This window comes from Allobosea sp. WAO (assembly GCF_001509835.1).
Classification (GTDB): Bacteria; Pseudomonadota; Alphaproteobacteria; order Rhizobiales; family Beijerinckiaceae; genus Allobosea.
The window spans coordinates 525688-552009 of record NZ_JXTJ01000003.1 but is presented as its reverse complement, the minus strand read 5'-3'; the positions used below and the strand labels follow the sequence as shown (position 1 = coordinate 552009).

Annotated in this window: 26 protein-coding genes; 10 read left to right on the top strand and 16 right to left on the bottom strand. The window is 67.0% G+C overall.

The window, feature by feature from the left end:
* Window positions 1-147: 147 nt before the first annotated feature.
* The 8 genes from DK26_RS04165 to DK26_RS04130 all read left to right on the top strand — a co-directional run bounded on the left by DK26_RS04165 (window position 148) and on the right by DK26_RS04130 (window position 9008).
* A complete protein-coding gene (locus DK26_RS04165) occupies window positions 148-1194 on the top strand; it encodes an ABC transporter ATP-binding protein (protein WP_066468552.1) in 1047 nt (348 codons plus the stop codon).
* A gap of 20 nt (window positions 1195-1214) precedes the next feature.
* Window positions 1215-2300: an oligopeptide/dipeptide ABC transporter ATP-binding protein gene (locus tag DK26_RS04160; protein ID WP_282568022.1), complete on the top strand. Its 1086-nt coding sequence runs from the start codon at window positions 1215-1217 to the stop codon at window positions 2298-2300.
* Between the two features lie 25 nt (window positions 2301-2325).
* Window positions 2326-3831: an ABC transporter substrate-binding protein gene (locus DK26_RS04155; protein ID WP_066468549.1), complete on the top strand. Its 1506-nt coding sequence runs from the start codon at window positions 2326-2328 to the stop codon at window positions 3829-3831.
* Between the two features lie 184 nt (window positions 3832-4015).
* Entirely contained in the window at window positions 4016-4960 is a 945-nt protein-coding gene (locus DK26_RS04150; protein ID WP_066468547.1) for an ABC transporter permease, read from the top strand.
* Window positions 4960-5847, top strand: coding sequence for an ABC transporter permease (locus DK26_RS04145; protein ID WP_083532948.1), 888 nt, complete (start codon window positions 4960-4962; stop codon window positions 5845-5847). Before DK26_RS04150 ends, DK26_RS04145 begins: the two co-directional genes overlap by 1 nt.
* Before the next feature lie 180 nt (window positions 5848-6027).
* Window positions 6028-6327: a GIY-YIG nuclease family protein gene (locus DK26_RS04140; protein WP_066468545.1), complete on the top strand. Its 300-nt coding sequence runs from the start codon at window positions 6028-6030 to the stop codon at window positions 6325-6327.
* A gap of 139 nt (window positions 6328-6466) precedes the next feature.
* Window positions 6467-8269: a gamma-glutamyltransferase family protein gene (locus DK26_RS04135; RefSeq protein WP_066468543.1), complete on the top strand. Its 1803-nt coding sequence runs from the start codon at window positions 6467-6469 to the stop codon at window positions 8267-8269.
* A 13-nt stretch (window positions 8270-8282) separates the two neighbouring features.
* Window positions 8283-9008: a DUF1028 domain-containing protein gene (locus DK26_RS04130; protein WP_066468542.1), complete on the top strand. Its 726-nt coding sequence runs from the start codon at window positions 8283-8285 to the stop codon at window positions 9006-9008.
* 232 nt (window positions 9009-9240) lie between these two features.
* Here DK26_RS04130 and DK26_RS04125 read toward each other — a convergent pair whose 3' ends face one another.
* The 4 genes from DK26_RS04125 to DK26_RS04110 form a co-directional block, all read right to left on the bottom strand.
* Window positions 9241-10197 (bottom strand): dihydrodipicolinate synthase family protein, encoded by a 957-nt coding sequence (locus DK26_RS04125; protein WP_066468540.1) that lies wholly within the window; start codon window positions 10195-10197, stop codon window positions 9241-9243.
* Window positions 10198-10265: 68 nt separating this feature from the next.
* Entirely contained in the window at window positions 10266-11255 is a 990-nt protein-coding gene (locus DK26_RS04120) for a TRAP transporter substrate-binding protein (protein WP_066468537.1), read from the bottom strand.
* 33 nt (window positions 11256-11288) lie between these two features.
* Complete coding sequence (locus DK26_RS04115) at window positions 11289-12557, bottom strand: TRAP transporter large permease (RefSeq protein ID WP_066468535.1); 1269 nt, start codon at window positions 12555-12557, stop codon at window positions 11289-11291.
* Window positions 12557-13183: a TRAP transporter small permease gene (locus tag DK26_RS04110; RefSeq protein WP_066468534.1), complete on the bottom strand. Its 627-nt coding sequence runs from the start codon at window positions 13181-13183 to the stop codon at window positions 12557-12559. The genes DK26_RS04115 and DK26_RS04110 overlap by 1 nt, the downstream gene beginning before the upstream one ends.
* An 88-nt stretch (window positions 13184-13271) precedes the next feature.
* On the opposite strand from DK26_RS04110, the gene DK26_RS04105 reads away from it, so the two are divergent.
* On the top strand, window positions 13272-13937 hold the full coding sequence (locus DK26_RS04105) for a GntR family transcriptional regulator (RefSeq protein WP_066468533.1): 666 nt from the start codon (window positions 13272-13274) through the stop codon (window positions 13935-13937).
* A gap of 181 nt (window positions 13938-14118) precedes the next feature.
* Here DK26_RS04105 and DK26_RS04100 read toward each other — a convergent pair whose 3' ends face one another.
* The 6 genes from DK26_RS04100 to DK26_RS04075 form a co-directional block, all read right to left on the bottom strand.
* Window positions 14119-15198 carry an alanine racemase gene (locus tag DK26_RS04100; RefSeq protein ID WP_066468529.1) on the bottom strand — a complete coding sequence of 360 codons (1080 nt, stop codon included), beginning with the start codon at window positions 15196-15198 and terminating at the stop codon, window positions 14119-14121.
* On the bottom strand, window positions 15195-15653 hold the full coding sequence (locus tag DK26_RS04095; RefSeq protein WP_066468527.1) for a RidA family protein: 459 nt from the start codon (window positions 15651-15653) through the stop codon (window positions 15195-15197). The genes DK26_RS04100 and DK26_RS04095 overlap by 4 nt, the downstream gene beginning before the upstream one ends.
* Before the next feature lie 46 nt (window positions 15654-15699).
* Window positions 15700-16206, bottom strand: a complete 507-nt coding sequence (locus DK26_RS04090) for a GNAT family N-acetyltransferase (protein ID WP_066468526.1) — start codon at window positions 16204-16206, stop codon at window positions 15700-15702.
* Window positions 16207-16300: 94 nt separating this feature from the next.
* Window positions 16301-17467, bottom strand: coding sequence for an amidohydrolase/deacetylase family metallohydrolase (locus tag DK26_RS04085; RefSeq protein WP_066468524.1), 1167 nt, complete (start codon window positions 17465-17467; stop codon window positions 16301-16303).
* Complete coding sequence (locus DK26_RS04080; protein WP_066468522.1) at window positions 17464-17889, bottom strand: hypothetical protein; 426 nt, start codon at window positions 17887-17889, stop codon at window positions 17464-17466. Before DK26_RS04080 ends, DK26_RS04085 begins: the two co-directional genes overlap by 4 nt.
* 1 nt (window position 17890) lies before the next feature.
* Complete coding sequence (locus DK26_RS04075) at window positions 17891-18826, bottom strand: N-carbamoyl-D-amino-acid hydrolase (RefSeq protein ID WP_066468521.1); 936 nt, start codon at window positions 18824-18826, stop codon at window positions 17891-17893.
* 173 nt (window positions 18827-18999) lie between these two features.
* On the opposite strand from DK26_RS04075, the gene DK26_RS04070 reads away from it, so the two are divergent.
* A complete protein-coding gene (locus DK26_RS04070) occupies window positions 19000-19299 on the top strand; it encodes an antibiotic biosynthesis monooxygenase (RefSeq protein ID WP_066468808.1) in 300 nt (99 codons plus the stop codon).
* A 34-nt stretch (window positions 19300-19333) separates the two neighbouring features.
* Here the strand turns inward: DK26_RS04070 and DK26_RS04065 are convergent, their stop codons facing one another.
* The 6 genes from DK26_RS04065 to DK26_RS04040 form a co-directional block, all read right to left on the bottom strand.
* A complete protein-coding gene (locus DK26_RS04065; protein ID WP_066468806.1) occupies window positions 19334-20479 on the bottom strand; it encodes a diaminopropionate ammonia-lyase in 1146 nt (381 codons plus the stop codon).
* 32 nt (window positions 20480-20511) lie between these two features.
* Complete coding sequence (locus tag DK26_RS04060; protein WP_066468519.1) at window positions 20512-21546, bottom strand: dipeptide ABC transporter ATP-binding protein; 1035 nt, start codon at window positions 21544-21546, stop codon at window positions 20512-20514.
* Window positions 21543-22532, bottom strand: a complete 990-nt coding sequence (locus DK26_RS04055) for an ABC transporter ATP-binding protein (protein ID WP_066468517.1) — start codon at window positions 22530-22532, stop codon at window positions 21543-21545. Before DK26_RS04055 ends, DK26_RS04060 begins: the two co-directional genes overlap by 4 nt.
* A gap of 2 nt (window positions 22533-22534) precedes the next feature.
* Window positions 22535-23452 carry an ABC transporter permease gene (locus tag DK26_RS04050; protein ID WP_066468515.1) on the bottom strand — a complete coding sequence of 306 codons (918 nt, stop codon included), beginning with the start codon at window positions 23450-23452 and terminating at the stop codon, window positions 22535-22537.
* Window positions 23449-24390: an ABC transporter permease gene (locus tag DK26_RS04045; protein WP_066468514.1), complete on the bottom strand. Its 942-nt coding sequence runs from the start codon at window positions 24388-24390 to the stop codon at window positions 23449-23451. Before DK26_RS04045 ends, DK26_RS04050 begins: the two co-directional genes overlap by 4 nt.
* A 121-nt stretch (window positions 24391-24511) precedes the next feature.
* Complete coding sequence (locus DK26_RS04040) at window positions 24512-26110, bottom strand: ABC transporter substrate-binding protein (RefSeq protein ID WP_066468513.1); 1599 nt, start codon at window positions 26108-26110, stop codon at window positions 24512-24514.
* Window positions 26111-26322 lie beyond the last annotated feature (212 nt).

The window sequence follows — 26322 nt, the reverse complement described above, 5'->3', positions numbered from 1 at the left end:
CACTTACTTGCATCCGCCGTCACCGCCGGGGCAGGATGCATGCAAGCTTGAAAAAAGCGCGAGGGGTCAAGGCGATGCTATCGGCGGCGATGCTATCGACGCGGACCGTGGAATGCGCCACGCTGGTTCCGCGTGGGACCAATCTGCATGGCTGACCGGAACGAAGCTGAGCAGGAAACGGCAAGCCGGCCGGGGCCGGCCGGTGCGCCGGTGCTTGCCGTCGATGATCTGTCGATCCGCTTCGACGGCCTGCCGGAAGGGCTTTCGCTGGTCGACGGCTTGAGTTTTTCGGTGGAGGCCGGACGCACGCTCTGCCTCGTCGGCGAATCCGGCTGCGGCAAGAGCCTGGTCTCGCTGGCGATCATGGGCCTGCTCGCCTCCCCTCCGGCACGCATCACCTCCGGCTACGTTGCGCTGGAGGGCGAGGCGATCCTCGGCGCCCCGGCGGAACGGCTGATGCGGCTGCGCGGCAACCGCATGGCGATGATCTTCCAGGAGCCGATGACCTCGCTGAACCCGGCCTTCACCATCGGCGACCAGCTGACGGAAGCCGTGCTCTGCCACCAGCGCATCTCCCCCGAAGAAGCCCGCCGACGCGCGATCGAGATGCTGCGCAAGGTGCGCATCCCGGCACCGGAATCCCGCATGAGCGCCTATCCGCACCAGATGTCGGGTGGCATGCGCCAGCGCGCCATGATCGCGATGGCGCTCGCCAACAGCCCGAAGCTCCTGATCGCGGACGAGCCGACCACCGCGCTCGACGTCACCATCCAGGCCCAGATCCTCAAGCTGATCCGCGACCTCCAGAAGGAGGCCGGCACGGCTATGATCCTGGTGACGCATGACCTCGGCGTCGTCGCCGAGGTCGCGGACGAGGTCGCGGTGATGTATGCCGGGCGCATCGTCGAGCAGGGGCCGGTCGAGCGGATATTCGAGGATCCGCAGCATCCCTATACGCTCGGGCTGATGGGCTCCCTGCCCTCGCTCGGGCCGCGGCAGGGCAAGCTCGCAGCCATCCCCGGCGCGGTGCCGCCGCCGGCGCGCTGGCCGCAGAGCTGCCGCTTCGCCTCGCGCTGCCCCTTCGTCGCGCCCGAATGCACGCAAAGCCGCCCGCCGCTGCGCGAGTTCGGCGGGGGGCACAGGGCCGCCTGCTTCCGGGCGCCGGTCGAGGACCTCGCCATGGTGGCGGCATGAGCGGTGCGGGCGCGGAGACGATGGTCGAGGCCGTTGGCCTCACCCGTCATTTCAAGGCGAAGAAGCCTTCGCTTTTCGCCAGGGCGCCGCTGGTCCGGGCGGTCGAGAACGTCTCCTTCCAGGTCCGGCGCGGCGAGACCTTCGCCATCGTCGGCGAGTCCGGTTGCGGCAAGTCGACCCTGTCGCGCCTGCTGCTGCGGTTGATCGAGCCAACCGCGGGCGCGATCCGCTTCGAGGGCCGGGACATCACCGTCCTTCCGGCCGAGGAGATGCGCCGGCTCAGGCGGCGCATGCAGATGATCTTCCAAGACCCTTACGCCTCGCTCAACCCGCGCATGAGCGTCGGCGAGCTGATCGGCGAGCCGCTGTCCGTGCATGGCATCGCCAGCGGCAAGGAGAAGGCGGCGCGCGTCGCCGAGCTGCTCGCCAAGGTCGGCCTGCTGCCGGACCATGCCAACCGCTACCCGCACGAATTCTCCGGCGGCCAGCGCCAGCGCATCGGCATCGCCCGGGCGCTGGCCTGCGGCCCGAGCCTGCTGATCGGCGACGAGCCGGTCTCGGCCCTCGACGTCTCGATCCGGGCGCAGGTGATCAACCTGCTCGAGGACCTCAAGGCCGAGTTCGGGCTGACCATCATCCTCGTCGCGCACGACCTCGCCGTGATCCGCCACACCAGCGACCGGGTCGCGGTGATGTATCTCGGCGAGATCGTCGAGCTGGCGGATGCGGCGACACTGTTCTCGCGTCCGCTCCACCCCTACACCCGCATGCTGATGGCGGCGATCCCGGTGCCGGACCCGCGCGCCCGCAGCGCCGAGCCGATCACGGAAGGCGACCTGCCGAGCCCGACCGATCCACCGCCCGGCTGCCGCTTCCATCCGCGCTGCCCGCATGCCCGCGAGCGCTGTCGGCAGGAGCATCCGGCGCTGCGGGAGAGCGCCGCCGGCCATGCCGTCGCCTGCCATTTCGCCGAGGAGATCGCCGCCGGCCAGCCCCCCGGGCTGGCGCTACCGCCGGAGAGCCAGAACCGCCGCCGCCGCATCGCGCTGTTCGCCGCAGCGCAGGCCGCAGCGCAGGCCGCAGGAGGCGCGGCACCACCGCAATAGAACGACAACAAGAGGGGACGTTACGATGAAACGCTTCGCATTGCTCGCTTCCGCCGCCCTTATCGGCCTCGCCGCCCTGCCGGCGCTGGCCCAGTCGCCCTCGACCCTGCGCATCGGCCTGCAGGAAGACCCGGATGTGCTCGACCCGCACAAGGCGCGCACCTTCGTCGGTCGCATCGTCTTCAAGGGCCTGTGCGACAAGCTGCTCGACATCACGCCCGAGCTGAAGATCGTCCCGCGGCTCGCCACCGAATGGTCGTTCTCGGCGGACGGGCTGACGCTGACGATGAAGCTGCGAAGCGACGCCAAGTTCCATGATGGCGAGGCCTTCGACGCTACCGCCGCCAAGGCCAATCTCGAACGGGCGATGACGCTGCCGGATTCCCTGCGCAAATCCGAGCTCGCCTCGATCGAGAGCATCAGCGTGGTCGATCCCACCACAATCGCGCTGAAGCTGAAGCGGCCTGACGCAACCCTGCTCGCGCAGCTCACCGACCGCGCCGGCATGATGCTGTCGCCCAAGAGCCTCGGCGCCGATATCGGCGCCAAGCCAGTCTGCTCCGGCCCCTACCAGTTCGTCGAGCGCGTCCAGAACGACCGCATCGTGCTCGACAAGTTCAAGGGCCACTGGGAGGCGGCGAACTACCATTTCGACCGGGTGGTCTACCGCGCCATCCCCGACACCACCGTCAGGCTCGCGAACCTGCGCGCCGGCGAGCTCGACATGCTGGAGCGGCTCGCCCCGACCGACGTGAAATCGGCGCAGGGCGACAAGACGCTCAAGGTCGCGAGCATGCCCAATCTCGGCTACCAGGGCATCACCATCAACACCAACCACACCGACGCCGCCAACCAGCCCATGGGCAAGGACAAGCGGGTGCGACAGGCGCTGTCGCTGTCGATAGACCGCAAGGTGCTGAGCCAGGTGGTGTTCGAAGGGCTCTATGCCCCGATCATGCAGCCCTTCCCGCCGACCAGCACCTTCGTCGACGCCAAGCTTCCGGTGCCGGAGCGCGACGTCGCCAAGGCAAAGGCCCTGCTCAAGGAAGCCGGCCAGAGCAAGGTCTCGGTCGAGCTCTTCGTCACCAACAACCCGGTCGACGCGCAACTCGGGCAGGTCATCCAGGCGATGGCGCAGGAGGCCGGCATCGACGTCCAGATCCGCTCGACCGAATTCGCCAGCCAGCTGCGCGACCAGCAGCAGGGCAAGTTCCAGATGAGCCGGATCGGCTGGTCAGGCCGCATCGACCCCGACGGGAACATCCACCAGTTCGTCACCACCAAGGGCAACCAGAACGACGGCCGCTACTCGAACGCCGAGGTCGACAAGCTGCTCGACGAGGCCCGGACCATCTACGACGTGGCCGAGCGCAAGAAGCGCTACGATGCGGCGCAGAAGATCCTCTCGGACGAGCTGCCGATCGTCTATCTCTACAACCAGACCGTCTTCTTCGCCCTGCGCTCGAACATCGAGGGCTTCGTGATCAACCCCGACGGGATGATCCGGCTCGCCGGGCTGAAGCGGTCGTAACGGCCTTGCTCCTGCCAGCATCAACTGCGCCGTCATCCCGGTGCGACCTTCGGTCGTCCGGGATCCATCGAAGGGCCTCGCGCCCTATCATGGATCCCGGCGCTCCGCGGAGCTTGTCCTTGGGCCGACCGAAGGTCGGATCCGAGGGCTGCGGCCGGGATGACGGCGAATCCGGAAGCGTCCCATGCTCGCCCTGATCGGCCGGCGCGTCCTGATCGCGATCCCGACGCTGTTCCTGGTGTCACTCTTCGTCTTCGCCCTACAAAGGGCGCTGCCGGGCGATCCGTTCCTCGTCATCGCCGGCGAGGAACGCGATCCGGAGGTGATCGCGCGTCTGCGCGAGATCTACCGCATGGACGATCCGATCGTCGTCCAGTTCTTCGCCTGGCTCGGACAGGTCGTGCAGGGCGATTTCGGTCGCTCGCTGCGAACCGGCGAGCCGGTGCTGAACCTGATCCTGCAGAAACTGCCGGTGACGATCCAGCTCGCCACCGCCTCGATCATCATCGCGATCGGCATAGGCATTCCCGCCGGCATCCTGGCGGCGCGGCGCAAGGGCACCTTTGTCGACTACTCGACGAGCGCACTGGCACTGTCCGGGCTGTCGATCCCGAATTTCTGGCTCGGCATCATGCTGATCCTGCTGTTCTCGGTCGAGCTCAAGCTGCTGCCGCCCTCGGGCTATGAATCGATCTTCAGCAATCCCTGGGGAGCGATCGAGCGGCTGATCATGCCGGCCTTCGTGCTCGGCGGCGGGCTCGCCGCCTTCATCATGCGCCATACCCGCTCGGCGATGCTGGAAGTGCTGCGCTCCGACTATATCCGCACTGCCCGCGCCAAGGGGCTCGACGAGAGCAAGGTCGTCAACAAGCACGCGCTCGCCAACGCGCTGGTGCCGATCATCACGCTCTCGACGCTGCTGTTCGGCGAATTGCTGGCCGGCGCGGTGCTGACCGAGCAGATCTTCACCATTCCCGGCTTCGGCAAGCTCATCGTCGATGCGGTCTTCAACCGCGACTACGGCGTCGTGCAGGGTGTGGTTCTGTGCACCGCCATCGGCTTCATCTTCATGAACCTCGTCGCCGACGTGCTCTATGTCCTGGTCAATCCGCGCCTGAGGACGGCCTGATGGCGGACGCTGCGCTTCCTGCCGGCGCCGCCGGCCGCTCCGCGGGCGCCGAAACGCCGCTGCGCCGGGCCTGGCGCAAGCTCCGGCGCAACCGGGCCGCGCTGATCGGCGGCACGATCGTGCTCGTCTTCGTGCTGATGGCGCTGCTGGCGCCATTGCTGCCGCTCGCCGACCCCTTGAAGTCGAACTTCCTCGCCATCCGCAAGCCGCCCTCGGCGCTGCACTGGTTCGGCACGGACGAGCTCGGCCGCGACCAGGTTTCGCGCCTGTTCTTCGGCGCCCAGGCCTCGCTGCTCGCCGGCATCGTCTCGGTGCTGATCGCGCTCGGTGTCGGCGTCCCGGTCGGGCTCGCCGCCGGCTGGTACGGCGGCTGGGTCGATGCGGTGATCTCGCGCATCACCGAGGCGCTACTCGCCTGCCCCTTCCTGATCCTCGCCATCGCCTTCGCTGCCGTCCTCGGCCCGTCCTTGACCAATGCGATGATCGCGATCGGCCTGTCGGCGGTGCCGATTTTCATCCGGCTGGTCCGCGGCCAGGTGATCAGCGTCAAGACCGAGGATTTCGTCGAGGGTGCGCGCGCCGTCGGCGTGCGCGATTCCGTCATCCTGTTCCGCCATGTCGCGCCGAACACGCTGCCGCCGATCGTGGTGCAGTCGACGTTGTTCATGGCGCAGGCGATCATCCTGGAAGCTGCCCTCTCCTTCCTCGGCCTCGGCCAGCAGCCGCCCTCCCCGTCCTGGGGGCAGATGCTCAACGTCGCCAAGAACTTCATGGAGCAGGCGCCCTGGATGTCGGTGGCGCCCGGCGCCGCGATCTTCCTCGCCGTGCTCGGCTTCAACCTCCTCGGCGACGGGCTGCGCGACGCGCTCGATCCGAAGGAGAGCTGATTGCGCCCCTCCCCCTCAGCCCTCATCCTGAGGAGCCATTCCACTAGGAATGGCGTCTCGAAGGATGCTCCAGATGTTTCCAGAGCCTCCTGGTCCATCCTTCGAGACGCCGCGTCACGGCTCCTCAGGATGAGGGCTGTGGTGCGCCCTGGCCGAGCCGCAAGAGGGGCGTCGCTGGAGATGCGAGAGCATGATGGATGCTGGCTCTACATCCTGCGCTGCAGCGACGGCAGATTCTATACGGGAACGACCAGAGCCAGCGTCGAGACGCGCATTGGGCAGCACAATGCCGGCGTCTATCCGGAGAGCTACACTTTCAGGCGGCGTCCAGTGACGCTGGTCTTCGCAGAGCACTTTCCCAGCATCACCGACGCGATCGCGATGGAGCGGCGGATCAAGGGTTGGTCGCGTCGCAAGAAGCAGGCGATCATCGACGGGAACTGGGAAGCCCTACCCGAACTGGCCAGGCGCAAAACATGAAGCTTACTGCGCGGTTCCCGAAGCTTCTAGATCATCCTTCGAGACGCGCCTGCGGCGCTCCTCAGGATGAGGGCTGAGATCAGGAACACAGCCGATTTCCCGCCTCAACTGCTCTTCCCGATAAGCATTGGATACCCCCATGTTCACCACACGCCCCGAAATCCTCGGCACCTTCGGCGTCGTCACCTCGACGCACTGGCTCGCTACCGCCTCGGGCATGGCGATGCTGGAGAAGGGCGGCAACGCCTTCGACGCCTGCGCGGCGGCCGCCTTCGTGCTGCAGGTGGTCGAGCCACATCTGGTCGGCCCCGGCGGCGACATGCCGGCAGTGTTCTATTCGGCGAAGACAAAGAAGGTCGAGGTGCTGTGCGCGCAAGGGACAGCGCCGCAGGCGGCGACGATCCAGGCCTACAAGGCGCTCGGCCTCGAGATGATCCCGGGCGACGGGCTGCTCGCCACGGTGGTGCCGGGCGCCTTCGGCGGCTGGATGGCGCTGCTGCGCGACCATGGCCGGCTCAAGCTGCGCGAGGTACTGGAGCCGGCGATCGGCTATTTCGAGAACGGCCACCCGATGCTGCCGCGCGTCTCCGACACCATCTCCGGACTGACCGAGCTGTTCAACGGCGACTGGCCGACTTCCGGGGCGGTCTACCTGCCGGGCGGCAATGTGCCCGAGGGCCGCGAGCTCTTCCGCAATCCGGCGGCCGCCGAGACCTACAAGCGCATCCTCGCCGAGGCCGAAGCCGCCGGCAGCGACCGGCAAGAGCAGATCCAGGCTGCTCATGACGCCTGGTACAAGGGCTTCGTCGCTGAGGCGATGGATGCCTTCTGCCGCGGCGAGGCCGTTCTCGATTCCTCGGGCCGGCGCCACAAAGGGTTACTCACCGCCGACGACATGGCGCGCTGGCAACCGCGCTACGAGGCGCCGGCGAGCACGACCTATCATGGCTGGGAGGTCTTCAAGACCGGGCCCTGGGGCCAGGGGCCGGTCTTCCTGCAGACGCTCAAGATCCTGGAGGGCATCGACCTCGCCGGCATGGGCCCGGCCAGCCCGGATTATGTCCACCATGTCGTCGAGGCGATGAAGCTCGCCTTCGCCGACCGCGAGGCCTATTACGGCGACCCCGATTTCGTGAAGGTGCCGCTGGCGACGCTGCTTTCGGAGGATTACGCCAACGGCCGGCGCGCGCTGATCGGCGAGCGGGCCTCGCATGAGCTGCGCCCCGGCATGATCGCGGGCTACGAGCGCCAGGTCGAGACCATGCTCGGCAATCTGCGCATCGCCGGCCAAAACGGCGGAACGGCCAGCGCGACCGTCGGCGAGCCGACCTTGGCCTCTATGGTCGCCGCCTCGCGCCGCGGCGACACCGTGCATATCGACGTGATCGACCGCTGGGGTAACATGATCGCGGCGACACCTTCCGGCGGCTGGCTGCAATCCTCGCCCGTCATTCCCGAACTCGGCTTCCCGCTGAACTCGCGGGCGCAATCCTTCTATCTCCAGGAGGGGGTGCCCTCCTCGCTGGCACCGGGCAAGCGGCCGCGCACCACGCTGACGCCGAGCCTTGCCTTCGAGAATGGCGAACCGCGACTCGCCTTCGGCACACCGGGCGGCGACCAGCAGGAGCAATGGCAGCTCGGCATGTTCCTGCGCCGGGTCCACCATGGCCTCAACCTGCAGGAAGCGATCGACCTGCCGCTTTTCCACACCCAGCATTTCCCATCGAGCTTCTATCCGCGCGAGGCGCGGCCGGGGCAGATCACTGTCGAGGAGAGCCTGGGCGAGGCCGCGCTGGCCGAGCTCGTCCGGCGCGGCCATGCGGTCGAACGGGCTCCGGCCTGGACGGTCGGGCGGCTGACGGCGGCCGAACGCAGCGCCAACGGGCTCTTGCGCGCGGCCGCAACCCCGCGTCTGATGCAAGCCTACGCAGCCGGCCGCTAGGAGTTCTGCATCCATGACATGGTCAATCGTCGCGCGCGATGCAGCGACCGGCGCCTATGGCGTCGCAGTCTCGACCTGTGCCTTCGCCGTGGGATCGCGCGTGCCCTATGGCTGCGGCCGTGTCGGCGCGATCGCGACGCAGGCCTTCGTCAATCCGCTCTACGGCGTCGACGGCTTGCGGCTGCTGCAGGAAGGGCGCTCGGCGGTCGAGATCATCGCCAGCCTCACCGCCGCCGATGAGGGCCGCGCCCACCGCCAGATCCACCTGATCGACCGCAACGGCAAGACCGCCTCCTACACCGGCAATGCCTGCATCGACTGGTGCGGCGCCGTCGACGGGCCGCAGGTCTCGGTGGCCGGCAACATGCTGGCCGGGCCGGAGGTCGTCCAGGAGACGCTCAAGGCCTATGTGCAGAATTCGGGGCTCGACTTCGACGAGCGCCTTTTGGTCGCGCTCGAAGCCGGCGAGAAGGCCGGCGGCGACAAGCGCGGCCGGCAATCCTGCGCCATCCGGATCTGGGCCGACGACCCGGTGCCGAGCTTCGACATCCGCGTCGACGACCATGCCGACCCGCTCGCCGAGCTGCGGCGGATCTGGCGCATCGCGCATCAGCGCTATGTGCCCTTCCAGAAGGCCTCGCCCTCGCGGACGCGGCCCGCAGGCGTGACCGACCGGGCGGAGCTCGATCGGCTGTGCTCGGAATATGCCGCCGCCTGGAACGAGCGGCATCCGGAATAGGCTCAACCTGTCACCTCTCCCCTTGCGGGAGCGCGTTAGGGTGAGAAATCGGACGACGCTTCATCGTCATGGTCGGGCTCGTCCCGACCATCCACGTGTTCCTTCGGCCCGCGCGGTGTTCAAGACGTGGATGCTCGCCACAAGGGCGAGCATGACGGAGAGACCTGAGCGACCCCTCATCCGGCCCTTTCGGGCCACCTTCTCCCGCAATGGGAGAAGGGAGGCGCCTGCCTCAAGCCGCCTTGGCGGCCCTGCCCTCGCCGGCCCAGTTGGCGTACCAGCTCTTGAAGCGGCGCCATTCGGCCTCGACGAAATTGCGCTGAGCCAGCGATAGCGCGTCGCTCTCGTTGAAATGCAACGCGTAGGCCGCGTGGCCTTCGAGCACCATCAGGTGCTTGTAAAACAGCACGAGGTCGACGCCCTCGTCGAATTTCGAGAGGACATAGAGCGCGCGCTCCAGCTCGAGCGCCCGGCGCTCGGCCTCAGGATCGCCCGCCGCCGCCTTCTCGCTGAGGGCGACGAGGTGGAGCACCTCCTTCGGCAGGGCATTGCCGATGCCGGTGATAGAACCGGTCGCGCCGCAGCGGATGAAGCCGTGCGTCACCTGCGTGTCGACGCCGACCATCAGGGTCAGGGCGCGGTCCTTGCTGGTGATGTGCTCGGCCGCGTAGGAAAGCGCCTCGCCGCCGCCGAACTCCTTGAAGCCGAGCAGGTGCGGATAGCGCTCGCGCAGCGCGAAGAACAGGTCGGCCCGGGTCTCGTAGCCGTAATGCGGGCTGTTGTAGATCACCGAAGGCAGGTCGACCGCCGCCTCCAGCACCGCCTCGAAATGAGCGCGCTGGGCCGGGACCGAGGAGCCGCGCGAGAGCACGCGCGGGATGATCATCAGGCCCTGCGCGCCGACCTGCTTGGCATGGGCGGCGAGCGCGGCGGCCCGCTTCGGGTTCTGCGCGCCTGTGCCGACGATCAGCGGGATGCCGGCCTCGACCAGACGCCGTACGCCTTCCATGCGCTGCTCGTCGGTGAGCAACGGCCAGTCGCCCATCGAGCCGCAATAGACCACGGCCGACATGCCGGCGCTGATCAGGTGGCGGCCGGTGCGGACGAGCTCGTCATAGTCGACGTCGCGCGAGGGGGTGCAGGGGGTCATCAGAGCGGGAATCGTCCCGCTGAAGATATTCTGGGTCATGACAAAAAAGGTCCGCTTTGAGGGGGCAGACGGCCGCCGGGCGCGGCGGCCGCAACATTAGCTCGGGATCAGGCCGTGATCGACTGGCCGGCCTTGCGCAGCTCGGCCAGGACCGGCGCCTTGGGCAGCCAGATCTTGTCGAACTCCGCGACAACGGCCTCCGCATCCTTGGGGTTGGCGAGCTTGAAGTTGGCGCCGGCCGCCTTGAACTGCTCAACGAGCTTGGGCTCGTTGACGGCCAGCTCGTCGATCTGCTGGTCGAGCGCGGCGCGCGTAATCTTGGTGATCAGCTCGCGGTCGGCCGCCGGCATGCCCTGCCAGACGCGGCCAGAGGCGAGCGCGATCACCGGCATGAAGATGGCATTCATCTGGAGGATCGTCTTCGAGACCTTGTCGAAGCGCTGGTTCCAGGAGAATTCGAGATCGGCCTCGAGTCCGTCGACCTGGCCGTTGGTCATCGCGTCGAAGACCTGCGGCGTCGGGATCGGGGTTGGGGCGGCGCCGAGCAGCTGGTAGAAGTCGCGATAGACCGGGGTCGGGTTGATGCGCAGCTTCATGCCCTTGATGCCGGCGACGCCGTCGATCTCCTTGGCGGCGAAGACGGCGCGCATGCCGGTGATGCCCCAGGCAAGGCCGACGCAACCGGTCTCGCGGGGCAGCACGTCGAACAGGCTCATCGCGACCGGGTGGCGGACGAGCTTGGCGATCTTGGCGGTGGAATCGACGATGTAGGGCGCGGTGATCGCGCCGATCGCCGGGACGCGCGAGCCGAGCTCGGCCGCCATGATCCAGCCCATGTCGAGCGCGCCGGACTGCATCTGCTGCAGCATCGCCGCCTCGTTGCCGAGCTGGCCGGAGTGGAAGACCGTGAGATTCAGCCGGCCATTGGTCTCGGCCTTGAGCACCTCGCCGACCTTCACCGCGGCGCGGTTCCAGGGGTGGCCGTTCGGGGTGAGGATGCCGAGGCGCAGCTCCTTGGCCTGCGCGCGCAGCAGCGCGGGCTTGGCGACGGGCAGGACGGCGGCAGCGGCGAGCAGATGACGGCGCGAGATGGTCATGAGGAACTCCCCCTTATTGGATGACAGGCGGTTTCACTTCACCAGGGCCAGCGAGAGCCATGGGTAGATCGAGAGCAGCACCAGGACGACGCAGGAGATGAGGAAGAAGGGCAGCGTCACCAGGAACATCTTGCCAGGCTTGGCGCCAGTCACCGCCGCGGCGACGAAGAAGCACAATCCCACCGGCGGCGAGAGCAGGCCGAGCACGAGGTTGACCACCACGACGACGCCGAAATGGCGGGGATCGATGGCGTAGACCTCGGTCGCGATCGGCAGCAGGATCGGCACCGTCATGATCAGGCCGGGAATGCCGTCGATCACCGTGCCGATGATCAGCAGGATCGCGTTGACCAGCAGCATGAAGGTCACCGGGTCCTTGGCGATCGCCTGGATCGAGGCGGCGACGTTCTGCGGGACCTTGCCGTAGACCAGCACCCAGGAGAACACGGCGGCCGCGGCGACGAGGAAGAGCACGATCGCCGAATAGACGCCGGCGCGCAGCATCATCTCGGGCAGCTTCGCGAAGCTGAATTCCTTGGTCCAGTAGCGCCCGATCAGCGCCGCCGCGACGGAGCCGACGGCCGCGGCCTCGGTCGCATTGGCGAGGCCGCCGAGGATCGAGCCGACGATGACGATCGGGATCAGCAGGGTCGGCGCGGCGCCGAGCACGGTCATGACGCGCTCGCGCAGGGTCTGCTTCTCGCCGGCCGGATAGTTGTAGACGAACCCCATGGCGGCGATGACGAGGAAGAACATCAGCGTCAGCAGCAGGCCGGGCACGATGCCGGAGATCAGCATGTCGCTGACCGAGACCTGGGCGAGCACGGCATAGACGACGAACATCACCGAGGGCGGGATGATCGGCCCGAGCATGCCGCCATAGGCGGTGAGGCCGGCAGCGAAGTTCTTGTCGTAGCCCTTGCGCTCCATCTCCGGGACCATGACCTGCGCCATGATCGCGACCTGGGCCGTGGCCGAGCCGAGGATCGAGGAGACGAACATGTTGGCGAGGATATTGACGTAGGCCAACCCGCCGCGAAGCGAGCCGACGAAGGCCATGGCGAGGTCGACGATGCGCCGGGTGATGCCGCCGCCATTCATGATCTCGCCGATCAGGATGAAGAGCGGGATCGCGATCAGCCCGTAGCTGTCGACGCCGCCGAACATCTGCAGCGGGTAGTTGGGCAGCAATTGCATGCTGCCGGTGGCGGCGATGAAGATCAGTGCGCCGAGGCAAAGGCAGAGCGCGATCGGCACGCCCGCCAGCATGATCCCGAGGAAGGCTCCAATCGTGAGTGCCATCAGTTCACCACCCCGTCTGCATTGGCGGCAAAGCCGGGCAGGTCTTGCTTCGCGACGAGGCCGAGATCCTCGAAGAGGTTGGCGAGCGCATGCAGGCTCATCGTGAGCGCGAAGAGCGGCATGATCAGGTAGATCACCCAGGTCGGCCAGTTCAGCGTCTGGGTCCGCTCGGTGTAGATGAAGTTGAAGGACTGGCCGGCGTATTCCCTGGCATCGAAGCCGGCCTGCGCGATCCCGACCGGGTCGAGCCAGAGCCAGCACATCACCAGAAGAGCGATGCCGAACAGCAGCACGCCGAAGGTTGCGACCGCCCGGAAGATCGCGGCGCCGCGCTCGGAGAAGCGCTCGGTCAGCATGGTCACCGCGAAATCGAGCCGCATGCGGGTCATGGCCGAGGCGCCGATGAAGGTCAGCCAGACCACGCTGTAGACCGCGGATTCGTCGATCCAATAGATCGGATGCCCGGCATAGCGTGTCGCGACATTGAGCAGGATCAGGGCCGAGAGCAGGAACATCAGCCCCTGGATCGCCTTGTGCTCGAGCCGTAGCCAGCGCCCTGAGAGCGCGACCACCACCTCCGGAACAGCCATCGCACGGCTTTTCGCCGCCATCGCCTGGTTGATCATTTTTGTGTCCCCTTGCGATATTTGTAGATTGTATAAAATCTACATGTCAATGGCTTTTCGCCACGCGGCCCGCTAGGATGCCCCGGCCATGTCAACCACTCTGAAGCACCGGACGCTGTCCTCGGCGATCGTCGACCAGCTCCGCCAAGCCATCCTCGACGGCAGCTACCCGGCCGGGTCGCAATTGCGGCAGGACGCGCTGGCGCAGGCCTATGCAGTCAGCCGCATCCCTGTGCGGGAGGCGCTGTTCCAGCTCGAGGCGGAAGGTTTCGTGAAGATCGTGCCGCACAAGGGCGCGATCGTCTCAGGACTGTCGCTGGACGAGATCAACGACGTCTTCGAGCTGCGCAAACTGCTCGAGCCGCGGCTATTGGCCAGCTCGATACCGGCGATGACGGCGGCTGATTTTGAGGCGGTTGCCGGCATGGAGGCCGCCTTCGAAGCTGCGATGTCGGCCGGCGACATCAGCCGCTGGGGCCTGCTCAACGCCGATTTCCACATAGCGCTCTATGCCCGCGCGGCGCAGCCGCGCACGCTTTCGATCGTCTCGGGGCTGCTGCAGACCAGCGACCGCTATACCCGGCTGCAACTCCAGCGCGGTTCCTCGATCGAGCGGGCGCAGGCCGAGCACAACGAGCTGATCCAGCTCTGCCGCGGTGGAGAGCTCGGCGAGGCCGAGCGCCTGCTGGTCGACCATATCGAGCTGGTCCGGCGCGATCTGGTGGAGTTTCTGGAGGCCGGCGGGAAGGGCTGAATTGGGCCCGGCGTCATTCTCGGGTGGCGCGAAGCGCAGACCCAGATGACTGACGCAGTGCCGTCATGGTCGGCTGGTCCCGACCATCCACGTCTTCGCTTCACTGATGGCTTGCAGTGTTCAAGACGTGGATGCTCGCCACAAGGGCGAGCATGACGGTGTGGTACTGAACAGGCGTCTTTCAGGTCAACTTGCCGCGGGCGGCGACCGGCAATTCGCCGATCAGCTTGTCGCCGCGCACCGTCACCAGACGGTCGACCATGTTGACGACGACGCAGACATGGTTCGGCACCACGCGCACGATCTCGCCGACATTGGGCCGCTCATTGCTGCCGGAGAGGTCGAGGAAGCCGTGTTCCTCGGCGAACTGGGCGATCCGGGCCAGCGGGTACTCGAGAATATAGCCGTGGCCGTCGAGATTGCCCTTGTCGCTCGTCAGCGTCTTCGAGCCGGAATCGAGGATGCCGCGCTCCGGCCCTGCCCGGCTGACGACGGTCGCGTAGACGGTCAGCGCGCAGTCCTCCAGCCCCGCCACCCCGGCCGCGATCTGCATGCGGTCATTGAAGATCGAGGTGCCCGAGCGATGCTCGGTCGAGCCCTTGAGCTTGCCGATATTCGGGATGTTGGGCGAGCCGCCGGTCGAGACGATGCCGGCTTCGAGGCCGGCCTCGCGGAGCCCGGCATTGGCGGTGTCGAGGAAATCCTGCGTCGCCGGCCAACCGGTCTCCGGCGGATACATCAGGAAGCCGGCGAAGGTCAGGCCCTTGGACGCAGCGATCTGTTTCGCCAGTTCGACGGCCTCGCCCGGCGTCTCGACGCCGGCGCGCTTGCGGCCGGTGTCGCACTCGACCACGACCTCGAGATTGCGCCCGGCGATCTCGGCGGCCTTGGGCAGGCCGGCGATGGTGACGGGATTGTCGGCGGCGACGATCATGCGGACGCGTCTTTGCAGCGCGCCGAGGCGCCCGAGCTTCTCCTCGCCCAGAATGTTGTAGCTGATCAGGATGTCGTCGATGCCGCCATCGGCCATGACCTCGGCCTCGCCGAGCTTCTGGCAGGTGATGCCGCGTGCGCCGGCCGCGACCTGCATGCGCGCCAGCTCGGGCGACTTATGCGTCTTGATGTGCGGGCGGTTGGCGACGCCGGCAGCGTCGCAGGCGGCCTGGAGCCTGGCGATATTGGCCTCGACCTTGTCGAGGTCGATGACGACGGCCGGCGTGCCGTAGACGCGAGCGATTTCCTCAGCGAGCGCAGTCGTCATGGCAGCACCTTGATGATCACTTCGATCTCGACGGTCATACGGTTCGGCAGCGAGCCCATGCCGACGGCGGAGCGGGCATGGCGGCCATTGTCGCCGAGCACGGCGACGAACAGGTCCGAGCAGCCATTGATCACCTTGGGATGATCCGAGAAGTCGGGCGCTGCGTTGACCATGCCGAGCAACTTGATGACCTCGACCTTATCAAGCGATCCGGCCGCCTTCTGCATCGCCGCGAGCAGGCCAAGGCCGGTCTGCTTGGCATGCTCATAGGCTTCCTCGATCGAGACGTCGGCGCCGACCTTGCCGGTCGGATAGCTGCCGTCGGCGCGCTTCGGTCCCTGCCCCGAAAGGTAGACCATGTCGCCGACCCGCTTGAAGCTGACATAGGTCGCAACCGGGCTCGGCACGTCCGGCAGGCTCAAACCGAGATCCTTGAGCTTCTGTTCGGCACTCATTTGCATTTCCTCCAGGCAGATTCCGGCGCCGTCTCGGCACCGGCCATCAAAGTTCGCGAGTCATGTAGCGGGCGTCATCGTCATAGCTCGCCAGCTTGCGATCAAGCGAGGCGTCATGCGTCAGGCGAAAGCCATGGCGCTGCCAGAAGCCGGCCGAGCGGTTGACGGCGATCAGCGCCATCCGACGAAGCGCGGCCCTGCGCGCCTCCTCTTCCAGCAGCGCGACCACGCGCGACGCCGCGCCGCTGCCCTGCGCACGGGGCAGCAGAGCAAGGTCATGGATGTAGTAGGCGTCGGCATCAGGCGGAATCGCGCCGAGCAGGCTGTTCAGCGCCGGCGCTTGCAACAAGGGCCAGGGATGGCTGACGACATAGCCGGCGAGGCCGCTATCGGCATCGACAAGCGACAGGCACCCGGCCGGCGACAGCACCAGCCGCTCGGCGAAGACCGCCTCGTCCTCGGGAAAGCCCGGATGGACTTCTGCCGCGACGCTCATCACGCCCGGCAGGTCGGCTGGCGCCATGGGGCGCCAAAGGAGAGCAGTCGCAGTCATCGTCTTCTTCTACCCGGAACGATCCCCGGAGGCACCGCTCAGCGCCGCGTCCGGGGAAGTCGTTCCGGGTGTAGCAGGAACGCTCGGGCCGCGGCTATGCCGCCGCGACCTTCCTGAACTTGTTGCTGCGCTTCGGGTGCCACCAGGCGCCCTTCAGCACCACGCCTTCGGAAACGATCTTCCTGTCGCCGATCAGGTGCTCGCCGACGACGTCGACATAGTCGAACTTGCCTTCCTTCACCGTCAGGATCGTCGCGTCGCCGAGCGAACCGACGCGCAGGGAGCCGTATTCCGGCCGCTTCAGCGCCATGCCGGCGTTCAGCGTCGAGGCGGCGATGACGTTGTTCAGGCTCATGCCCATGCAGAGGAACTTCGACATGGTGGTGACCTGGTCATAGGCCGGACCGTCGATGCAGAGCTTGTGCACGTCCGAGGAGATCACGTCGGGCTCGAAGCCGTTGGCCAGCATGGCGCGCGTAGTCTTGAAGGAGAACGAGCCCTTGCCGTGGCCGATGTCGAAGATGACGCCGCGCTTGCGGGCGGCGAGCACCTCAGGCTTCACCGTGCCCTGCGCCGTCGAGGGCGCGTTCGGGAAGGGGCGGAAGGCGTGGGTCAGCACGTCGCCCGGCCGAAGCATGCCGATGACTTCCTCATAGGATGGCGGCGGATGGTCGATATGGCACATCAGCGGCATGCCGACCTCGTTGGCGACCTGCAGCGCGATGTTGAGCGGCACCGTGCCGGAGGTGCCCGAGGCGTGCAGGCCGACGCGGACCTTGATGCCGACGATCAGGTCGCGGTTCTTGTCGGCGACCTCGACGCAGTCGATCGGGTTCATCATCCTGAGGTCGCCGCTCTCGCCGACCATGACGCGGTGGTCGAAGCCGTAGATGCCGGCATGTGAGACGTGGAGATAGGCGAGGATACGCGCCTGGCTCTTCTCGATGACGTGCTTGCGGAAGCCCGGCCAATTGCCGGGTCCGGCCGAGCCGGTATCGACCGAGGTCGTGACGCCGGAAACCCGGCAGAACTCGTCGGCGTCGATGCCGAGCGAGGTCCCACCCCAGTAGACATGGGTGTGCAGGTCGATCAGGCCAGGCGTGACGATGTAGCCGGAGACGTCGCGGATCTCCTTGGCGCCCTTCAGGTCCTTGCCGAAGCCGGAGACCTTGCCGTCGGTGAAGGCGACGTCGAGGACGCCGTCATGCTTCTGCGAGGGGTCGATGACCCGGCCGCCCTTGAGAATAAGATCGTGGGTCATGCGGTCGTCTCCGGCATACTGACAATAATCTGGGATAACTGCTCGATCAGGGCTGGGAGGTAGCTCTGATCTATATCGAGATTGTACGAGAACACCCGTTCGCGCTCGCCGATATCGGCAAGCCTGATGGCGACGCGAACGTCGCCGCGAATGTCCCCGCTAAACTCAAGTCGCAACTCACCGTCACACGAATTCCAGCTCTGCTGAAGCGTCGGCTGCGCGTGCTGGGTCCGCAAAATTGTGCTGAGAGCGCGGAGGTCATGCGCCGAGGTATGGCAAACGATCTCGGCCGAAAACCTGCCGCTACGGGCGCCGACTTCCGTGTGCCCCCAACCAAACTCGTCCACTTCCAAGACAGGCCCGAGCTTCAGGTAGTCCCCGACGGAGCCAAGCAGGACATGTCCGGCAGCGGATTCCATCATGCTAACCCGGCCCCACCGCGCCCTTGCGCTCTACGATCATGCCGTAGGTCTGCGGCTCGCGGTGTTTCGCGAAATTGAAGGTCGAGTTCTTGTAGCTCTTGCCGAGATCGAGATCGCAGCGGGCGATGACGAGCTCGTCGCCCTCGGTGACCGCCTGCGCCACCACCTCGCCGGTCGGCGCGATGATGCAGGAGCCGCCGATCTGGTCGACACCGGCTTCGAGGCCGGCCTTGGCTACGCCGACGACCCAGGTCGCGTTCTGGTAGGCGCCGGCCTGCATGACGAGCTGGTTGTGGAAATTGCCGAGCCGGTCATGGTCGGGCGCCGGCGGGTTGTGCTTGGGCGTATTGTAGCCGAGCACGATCATCTCGACGTCCTGCAGGCCCATGACGCGGTAGCTCTCGGGCCAACGCCGGTCGTTGCAGATCATCATGCCGATGCGCCCGCCCATGGTCTCCCAGACCGGCCAGCCGAGATTACCGGTCTCGAAATAGCGCTTCTCGAGATTCTGGAAGACCGCATCGGGGCGGTGCTCGGGATGGCCGGGCAGATGGATCTTGCGGTACTTGCCGACGATCGCGCCCGATTTGTCGACCAGGACCGCGGTGTTGAAACGGCGCTTGCGGCCGTCCTCGTGAGCGAGCTCGGGATAGCCGAGATGGAAGCCGATGCCGAGCTTCGCAGCTTCGGCGAAGAGAGGCGCGGTCTCGTTCGAGGGCATGGCGCTCTCGAAATAGGAGTCGATCTCGGCCTCGTCCTCCATCCACCAATGCGGGAAGAAGGCGGTCAGCGCCGCCTCCGGGAAGACGACGAGGTCGCAGCCATTGGCCTTGGCCTGGCGCATCAGCGCGATCATCCGGGCGACGGCCGAGGCGCGGCTCTCATCGCGGTGGATCGGGCCGAGCTGGGCGGCGGCGACGGTCAGGATACGGCTCATGCCCAGCCCCTCCTTAGGGCTACTTCGAAGATGACACGGGGCTGCTCCGGCGCCGCTTCTGCGCCGATTGCGGGGCCATGGAGGCGGGCGTAGCATCGCCTTGTCGCTCGCCGGCACCGCCGCGAATGGTCGCCTCGCGGTTTCCGGACGGTCGCGACGCCGGGGACATTGCGATGACGACGTTCAATGTCGTGCGGTTCCGCATCAAGCCGGGCCGCGAGGAGGAATTTCTCGCAGCGCATCGCGGCGGCAATGCCGCCTGGCCGGGCCTGGCCGAAGGGCACATGATCCGCACCGGCGAGCGCGCCTATTGCCTGATCGGCCGCTGGCGCGACGCGGAGGCGCTGAAATCGGCGCGGCCGGAGATGATCGCCACGCTCAACAGTTTCCGTGACACGCTGGAGGATCTGGGCGACGGGCGCGGCGTCACCGATGCCGCCTCCGGCGAGAGCGTCGTCGACCTGCTCCGTTGATCGCGGGGCAAGACCGCGCGCCGCCGCTCCGCCCTCAGGCAGCACGGCCGACCTCCTCGGCGCTGCGGCCGACGATGGCACGGTAGACGTCCGGATCGGTCGCGCCCTCGGTGCCGTAGCAGAGCACGCGGGACGAGGCGTCGAGGCCAAGCGCGCTGCGCAGGGCCGGATCGCGCGCCGCCTTGATCAGGCCGGCGAGCCCGGCGACACCGGATTCGCCGCCGACCACGCCAAGCATCGCGAGCTGGCGCATCGCATCGGCTGCGGCCGCATCGCGCACCGTCATGAAGGCGTCGGCACCAGGCTGGAGGATGCGCCAGGCCAGGATCGAGGGCTCGCCGCAGGCAAGACCGGCCATGATCGTCTCGAGATCGCCGCCAACCGCGGTGACCGCCCCGGCCCTGGCCGACTCAAGCAGGCAGGCAGCATTCTCCGGCTCGACCACCACGAAGACCGGCCGCGCGGCGCCATGGCGCTCCCAGCTATCGGACAGCACGGCCGCCGCGATGCCGCCGACGCCGCCCTGGACGAAGACATGGGTCGGGCGCGCGCCCTGCGCCTCGACCTCGTTGGAAAGGACAGAATAGCCCTGCATCACGTCCTTCGGCACCTGCTCATAGCCGGGCCAGGAGGTGTCGGAGACGATCTGCCAGCCATTGGCCTTCGCAGCCTGCGCGCAGGCGCGAACGCTGTCGTCGTAATTGCGGCCCTCACGGACGACGGTGGCGCCTAAGGAGCGGATCGCCTCCGCCCTGCCCTCGCTGACGTTCCCGTGGATGTAGATCACCGCCTTGACGCCGGCGCGGCGGGCGCCCCAGGCGACCGAGCGGCCGTGATTGCCGTCGGTCGCGCAAGCAACCGTCAGTCCCTCCGGGCCACGCGCCGCCAGCAGCCGGTCGACTGCATAGGCGCCGCCGAGCGCCTTGAAGCTCCGCAAGCCGAAGCGGCCGCCCTCGTCCTTGTAGAGGACCTGCCCGAGATCGAGCGCATCGGCGATGGCCGGAAGATCGCGCAGCGGCGTCGGCGCATAGCCGTCCCAGGCAGAGATCGCCTTGTGGGCGGCGCGGCCCTTCTCAAGGGAGAGGATCGCGCGCAGATCCTCGCCGTAAGGCGCCCTCCGATCGAGCCGCGGATTGATGAGGAAATCGGGACCGGAGGGGTCTGAGCTGGGGTCTGGCATGGGCGGATCGTCGGCCTCGCGCGGCCTCTCGGTCAAGCGTCGGCGAGCGCAGGCGCGGCCTGCTTCAGGAGCGGGTTATCCGCGGCCGGCAGGTCGTGCAGATGGCAGGCCGCGACATGGCCCTGCGCCATTGGCCGCAGGGCCGGCTCCTCCGAACGGCAGCGGTCGAAGACGTAAGGACAGCGCGTGTTGAAGCGGCAGCCCTTGGGCGGATTGATCGGGCTCGGCACGTCGCCCTTGAGCAGGATGCGCTCGCGCCGCACCTTCGGATCCGGCACCGGCACCGCCGAGAGCAGCGCCACCGTATAGGGATGACGCGGCGCGCCGAAGATCTGCTCCTTGGTACCCATCTCGACGATCTTGCCGAGATACATCACCGCAACGCGGTGGGTCATGTGCTCGACGATGGCGAGGTCGTGGCTGATGAAGAGCAAGGCCAGGCCGAGCTCCTTCTGCAGGTCGCAGAGCAGGTTGACGATCTGCGCCTTGACCGAGACGTCGAGCGCCGAGACCGCCTCGTCGCAGATGATCAGCTCCGGCTCGGCGGCGAGCGCCCGGGCGATGCCGATGCGCTGGCGCTGGCCGCCGGAGAACTCGTGCGGCCAGCGATTCACCGCGTCCCGTGGCAGGCCGACCTTGTCCATCAGCGCCATGGTGCGCTCGGTGACAGCCTCCTTGCCCTGAACGATGCCGAAATTGGTGATCGGCTCGGCCAGGATGTCGCGGACGCGCATGCGCGGGTTGAGGCTGGAGAACGGGTCCTGGAACACGACCTGGACGCGCTGGCGCAGCGGCCGGAGCTTGCCGGTGGAAAGCTGGTCGATGCGCTGCCCGTCAAGCACCACCTCGCCGGAGGTGATGTCGAACAGACGCAGGATCGCCTTGCCGACCGTCGACTTGCCGCAGCCGGATTCGCCGACCAGCGACAGCGTCTCGCCCTTGGCGATCTCGAAGGAGACGCCGTCGACGGCGTAGACATTCGCCGTGATCCCGGAGAGCAGGCCGCCGCGGATCGGATAATGCTTCTTGAGGTCGTTGACCTGGAGGATGGGCTGGGTCGTGCTCATGCCGCGACCGCGTCCTTCGGCGCATAATGGCAGGCGGCGATATGACCGGCGGCCTTGAGTTCGAGGCCGGGCGCGACCTGGCGGCAGAGATCGGTGGCCTTCGGGCAGCGGCCGGCGAAGACGCAGCCGTCGATCCGCTTCTTCAGGCTCGGCACCAGGCCGGGGATTTCGGAGAGGCGCTCGGTATGCCCCGTGAGCGAGGAGCCCAGCTTCGGCACGGCGCCGAGCAGGCCTTGCGTATAGGGATGGCGCGGATTGGCGAAGAGCTCGCCGACCGGCGCTTCCTCGACCTTGCGGCCGGCATACATCACCACGACCTGGTCGGCGACCTCGGCGACGACGCCGAGATCATGGGTGATCAGCATGATCGCGGCGCCGACGCGGGCCTTGAGATCGCGCATCAGGTCGAGGATCTGGGCCTGGATGGTGACGTCGAGCGCCGTCGTCGGCTCGTCGGCGATCAGAAGCTTGGGCGAGCAGGCGAGTGCGATCGCGATCATCACGCGCTGGCGCATGCCGCCGGAGAGCTGATGCGGGTACTCCGCGACGCGTCGACGGGGCTCGGGAATACCGACGAGCTGCAACATCTCGACGGCGCGCTCGGTCGCCTGCGCCTTGGACATGTTCTGGTGCAGCCTGAGCGTCTCGCCGATCTGGCGGCCGACGGTCAGCACCGGGTTGAGGCTGGTCATCGGCTCCTGGAAGATCATCGAGATCTCGTTGCCGCGGATCTGCCGCATCTCGGCATCCGAGCATTCCAGAAGGTTCCGCCCCTGGAATCGGATGGCGCCGGCCATCTTGCCGGGCGGCTCCGGGATCAGCCGCAGGATGGACATGGCGGTGACCGACTTGCCGCAGCCGGACTCGCCGACCACGGCGAGCGTCTGCCCCGCCTCGATGGAAAAGGAGACCCCGTCGACGGCGCGGTTGATGCCGTCTGGCGTGCGGAAATGGGTCTGGAGCTTGTCGATCTCGAGCAGGGCCATCGTCAGAGCCTTTTCGCCATGCGCGGGTCGAGCGCGTCGCGCAGGCCGTCGCCGAGCATGTTCACGGCAAGGACGGTCAGCGAGAGGAAGATGGCGGGGAAGAGGATGATGTGCGGACGGACCTGCCAGAGCGCACGCCCCTCCGCCATGATATTGCCCCAGGACGGCGTCGCCGGCGGCACGCCCGCCCCGATGAAGGACAGGATCGCCTCGACGATCATCGCGCTGGCGCAGATATAGGTCGCCTGCACGCTCATCGGTGCCAGCGTATTGGGCAGGATGTGGCGGAAGACGATCATCGGCGTGCGCGTGCCGGCGGCGATCGCCGCATCGACATAGGGCTGCTCGCGCAGCGACAGCACGACACCACGCACTAGGCGCGCGACGCGCGGAATCTCGGCGATGGTGATGGCGATGATGACGTTCTGCACCGAGCCGCGGGTCAGCGCCATCAGCGCGATGGCGAGCAGGATCGGCGGGATCGACATCATGCCGTCGATGATCCGCATGATGATGCCGTCGGCCCAGCGGACGAAGCCGGAGAAAAGGCCGATGATCAGCCCCGCCACCGAGGCCAGGATCGCGACGCTGAAGCCGACCAGCAGCGAGACCCGCGCGCCGTACATGACGCGCGAATAGATGTCGCGGCCGAGCATGTCGGTGCCGAACCAGTAGAGCTCGGAGGGCACGCGGGTACGCCGCGCCGTCGAGATCGCTGTCGGGTCGACGGTGCCGAGCCAGGGCGCGAACAGGGCGATGAAGAACATGATCAGCAGCAGGAAGCCGCCGATAGTGATGGACGGGTTCTTGCGCAGGAAGCCGGTGAAGCCGGTCAGCGGCTTCCTGGGCTTGAGCACGTCGGGCAGTTCGGGAGCGACCGCGAGGTCGCCCGGAACCGGGGCGGATTGCTGCACGGTCAATAGCGTATCCTCGGGTCGACGAGCGTGTAGATCAGGTCGATGGCCAGGTTCACCAGCACGTAGACGAAGGAGAAGATCAGCACGACGCCCTGGATGACCGGGTAGTCGCGACGCAGGATCGCATCGAGCGTGAGGCGTCCGAGGCCGGGAATGGCGAAGACGCTCTCGGTCACCACCGCGCCGCCGATCAGCAGCGCGACGCCGATGCCGATAATGGTGATGATCGGTACAGCCGCGTTCTTCAGCGCGTGCAGGAAGAGGATGCTGTTCTGAGCCACGCCCTTGGAGCGGGCGGTGCGGATGTAGTCCTGCTGCAGCACGTCGAGCATGGTGGCGCGGGTGATGCGGGCGATCAGGGCGATGTAGACGGTGCCGAGCGTGATCGCGGGCAGGATCAGATTCTTGAACCAGGGCCAGAGCCCCTGCGAGATCGGCGTGTAGCCCTGCACCGGCACCCAATCGAGCTTCAGCGCGAAGGTGTAGGCGAGCAGGTAGCCGATCACGAAGACCGGCACGGAGAAGCCGAGCACCGCGAAGCCGACCACCGCCCTGTCAACCCAAGTACCGGCCTTCCAGGCAGCGACGACGCCGAGCGGCACGGCGATCGAAACCGCCAGGATCAGCGTCAGCACCATCAGCGAGAGCGTCGGCTCGATGCGCTGGGCGATCAATTGGGTGACGGGGAGCGAGGTGAAGATCGAGGTTCCGAGGTCGCCCTGGAGAACCCGGAAGAACCATTCGCCGAAGCGGACGAGATAGGGCCGGTCGAGGCCGAGACTGGCGCGGATGCGCTCGACATCGGCAGGCGAGGCCTGGTCTCCGGCGATCACGGCGGCGGGATCACCCGGCGCGATATAGAGCAGAGAGAAGACGAAGAGCGCCACGAAGGCCATGACGGGGATCGTCGTGATGATACGTCGGACGATAAAAGCGAGCATTGCGAACTTTTATTCGAGTGCGGGCGCCGGGCCGGCTGGAACTGGAGAAATTCCAACCGGTCCGACGAGCGGCATTCTGACGTCTGCCCCGGGCGACGAGCCGGGCGGGGTCGGCGGCGGCCTAGGCCTTCGCGACGTTCCAGAAGAAGGGCAGCGGGCCGCTGACGACACCGGTGACGTTCTTCCGCCAGGCCTGGTAGCCGAGATAGAAGCCGGTCGGCGCGTAGACGACGTTCTCGACGGCGGCCTTGTTCAGGCGGGCCATCGCAGCCTTCTCCTCGGCCACGTCCTTGGCGTTGAACCAGTTGGTGACCTCGGTCTCGACCGCCGGCACGTCCGGCCAGCCGAACCAGGCCTTGTCGCCATTGGCGCGGATCGCGGTGTAGGAGGACGGGTTGAGGCAGTCCGCCCCGGCGTGCCAGGTGTGGAACATGCTCCAGCCGCCCTGCCCCGGCGGGGTCTTCTGGGCGCGGCGCGCCCCGACCGTGCCCCAGTCGGTGGCGACGAACTCGACCTTCATGCCGATGCTCTTCAGCAGTTCGGCCGTGACGTCGCCCATCGACTTGGTCGCCGACATGTCCTGCGCGACGACACAGATCACAGGCTCGCCCTTGTAGCCGGACTCGGCCAGGAGCTTCTTGGCGGCCTCGATGTTCTTCATCTTCAGCATCGCCCCGCCCTCTTCGGTGTAGAGGGGCGTGCCAGGGGTGAAGAAGCCGGGCAGCGGCTTCCAGAGCTTGTCGTCGTCGCCGACGATCGAGCGCATGTAGTCTTCCTGGTTCATCGCCGTCAGGACCGCCTGGCGCACCTTCACATTGTTGAAGGGCGGGTGCAGGTGGTTCATGCGGAAAGCGCCGATATTGCCGAGCGGATCGCCGATATCGACATTGATGTTGGCGTTGGCCTTCAGGATCGGCACCAGATCGGAGAGCGGGGTCTCCCACCAGTCGACCTCGCCGTTCTGCAGCGCGGCGGCGGCCGTCGCCGCGTCGGGCATGATCACCCATTCGATGCGGTCGACCAGCATCTTCTTGCCGCCGGCGAGCCAGTCGGCTGGCTCAGAGCGCGGCACGTAGTCGGCGAACTTCTCGAACACCGCCTTGGCGCCGGGAACCCATTCGCCGCGGGCGAACTTCATCGGGCCGGAGCCGACATATTCGGTGATTTGCGTGAACGGATCGGTCTTGGCGATGCGCTCCGGCATGATGAAGGAGCACGGCGCGTTGTTCTTGGCGAGCGCCAGCAGCATCTTCGGATAGGGCTGCTTCAGCACCCATTTCCAGGTCCTGTCGTCGACGGCGGTGAGCTCGTTCTCGATCGCCCGGATCATCAGGCCCATCGGATCGCGGGCCTGCCAGCGCTTCAGGCTCTGCACCACGTCCTTGGCGAGGACCGGGGTGCCGTCATGGAATTTGAGGCCGGGGCGGAGCTTGAAGGTCCAGGTCAGGCCGTCGGCGGAGACCTCCTCGGCCTCGACCATCTGGCGCTGCGGCTGGAACTTGGAATCGATGCCGTAGAGCGTGTCCCAGACCAGCGCGGCAGCGTTGCGGACGACGTATTGGGTTCCCCAGATCGGGTCGAAATTCGCGAGGTTGGCTTGCGGCACGAAGCGCAGGGTCTTGGCGGCGGCGCCCTGAGAGAGGGCCGGCATTGCGAGCCCCCCGGAAGCGGCAAGCACGCCCGTCCCTGCGGCAGACTTCAGAAAACTTCTGCGGTCCATCAATCTCTCCCCTGATACGGCCACCTCTTGCGGGCGACCTTGGGGCGAGTGTGTGCGGAAAAATCCGCTCTGACAACACGCTCCGCGAACCGTCCGCGACGGCAAGAGAGCCTGCAGGGTTCGTGCCAGAGCGCAGATATCGGCGCCTCGCAGCGCCGACATCGCGGAATAATGCGCAAGCCAGATACTATCCGGCAAAAAATTGCGCGAAG

Excerpts from the sequence above, each read along its gene's own strand:
- DK26_RS04165 (WP_066468552.1), top strand. The coding sequence starts at position 148 with ATGGCTGACCGGAACGAAGCTGAGCAGGAAACGGCAAGCCGGCCGGGG.
- DK26_RS04160 (WP_282568022.1), top strand. The coding sequence starts at position 1,215 with ATGGTCGAGGCCGTTGGCCTCACCCGTCATTTCAAGGCGAAGAAGCCT.
- DK26_RS04155 (WP_066468549.1), top strand. The coding sequence starts at position 2,326 with ATGAAACGCTTCGCATTGCTCGCTTCCGCCGCCCTTATCGGCCTCGCC.
- DK26_RS04150 (WP_066468547.1), top strand. The coding sequence starts at position 4,016 with ATGCTCGCCCTGATCGGCCGGCGCGTCCTGATCGCGATCCCGACGCTG.
- DK26_RS04145 (WP_083532948.1), top strand. The coding sequence starts at position 4,960 with ATGGCGGACGCTGCGCTTCCTGCCGGCGCCGCCGGCCGCTCCGCGGGC.
- DK26_RS04140 (WP_066468545.1), top strand. The coding sequence starts at position 6,028 with ATGCGAGAGCATGATGGATGCTGGCTCTACATCCTGCGCTGCAGCGAC.
- DK26_RS04135 (WP_066468543.1), top strand. The coding sequence starts at position 6,467 with ATGTTCACCACACGCCCCGAAATCCTCGGCACCTTCGGCGTCGTCACC.
- DK26_RS04130 (WP_066468542.1), top strand. The coding sequence starts at position 8,283 with ATGACATGGTCAATCGTCGCGCGCGATGCAGCGACCGGCGCCTATGGC.
- DK26_RS04125 (WP_066468540.1), bottom strand. The coding sequence starts at position 10,197 with ATGACCCAGAATATCTTCAGCGGGACGATTCCCGCTCTGATGACCCCC.
- DK26_RS04120 (WP_066468537.1), bottom strand. The coding sequence starts at position 11,255 with ATGACCATCTCGCGCCGTCATCTGCTCGCCGCTGCCGCCGTCCTGCCC.
- DK26_RS04115 (WP_066468535.1), bottom strand. The coding sequence starts at position 12,557 with ATGGCACTCACGATTGGAGCCTTCCTCGGGATCATGCTGGCGGGCGTG.
- DK26_RS04110 (WP_066468534.1), bottom strand. The coding sequence starts at position 13,183 with ATGATCAACCAGGCGATGGCGGCGAAAAGCCGTGCGATGGCTGTTCCG.
- DK26_RS04105 (WP_066468533.1), top strand. The coding sequence starts at position 13,272 with ATGTCAACCACTCTGAAGCACCGGACGCTGTCCTCGGCGATCGTCGAC.
- DK26_RS04100 (WP_066468529.1), bottom strand. The coding sequence starts at position 15,198 with ATGACGACTGCGCTCGCTGAGGAAATCGCTCGCGTCTACGGCACGCCG.
- DK26_RS04095 (WP_066468527.1), bottom strand. The coding sequence starts at position 15,653 with ATGAGTGCCGAACAGAAGCTCAAGGATCTCGGTTTGAGCCTGCCGGAC.
- DK26_RS04090 (WP_066468526.1), bottom strand. The coding sequence starts at position 16,206 with ATGACTGCGACTGCTCTCCTTTGGCGCCCCATGGCGCCAGCCGACCTG.
- DK26_RS04085 (WP_066468524.1), bottom strand. The coding sequence starts at position 17,467 with ATGACCCACGATCTTATTCTCAAGGGCGGCCGGGTCATCGACCCCTCG.
- DK26_RS04080 (WP_066468522.1), bottom strand. The coding sequence starts at position 17,889 with ATGATGGAATCCGCTGCCGGACATGTCCTGCTTGGCTCCGTCGGGGAC.
- DK26_RS04075 (WP_066468521.1), bottom strand. The coding sequence starts at position 18,826 with ATGAGCCGTATCCTGACCGTCGCCGCCGCCCAGCTCGGCCCGATCCAC.
- DK26_RS04070 (WP_066468808.1), top strand. The coding sequence starts at position 19,000 with ATGACGACGTTCAATGTCGTGCGGTTCCGCATCAAGCCGGGCCGCGAG.
- DK26_RS04065 (WP_066468806.1), bottom strand. The coding sequence starts at position 20,479 with ATGCCAGACCCCAGCTCAGACCCCTCCGGTCCCGATTTCCTCATCAAT.
- DK26_RS04060 (WP_066468519.1), bottom strand. The coding sequence starts at position 21,546 with ATGAGCACGACCCAGCCCATCCTCCAGGTCAACGACCTCAAGAAGCAT.
- DK26_RS04055 (WP_066468517.1), bottom strand. The coding sequence starts at position 22,532 with ATGGCCCTGCTCGAGATCGACAAGCTCCAGACCCATTTCCGCACGCCA.
- DK26_RS04045 (WP_066468514.1), bottom strand. The coding sequence starts at position 24,390 with ATGCTCGCTTTTATCGTCCGACGTATCATCACGACGATCCCCGTCATG.
- DK26_RS04040 (WP_066468513.1), bottom strand. The coding sequence starts at position 26,110 with ATGGACCGCAGAAGTTTTCTGAAGTCTGCCGCAGGGACGGGCGTGCTT.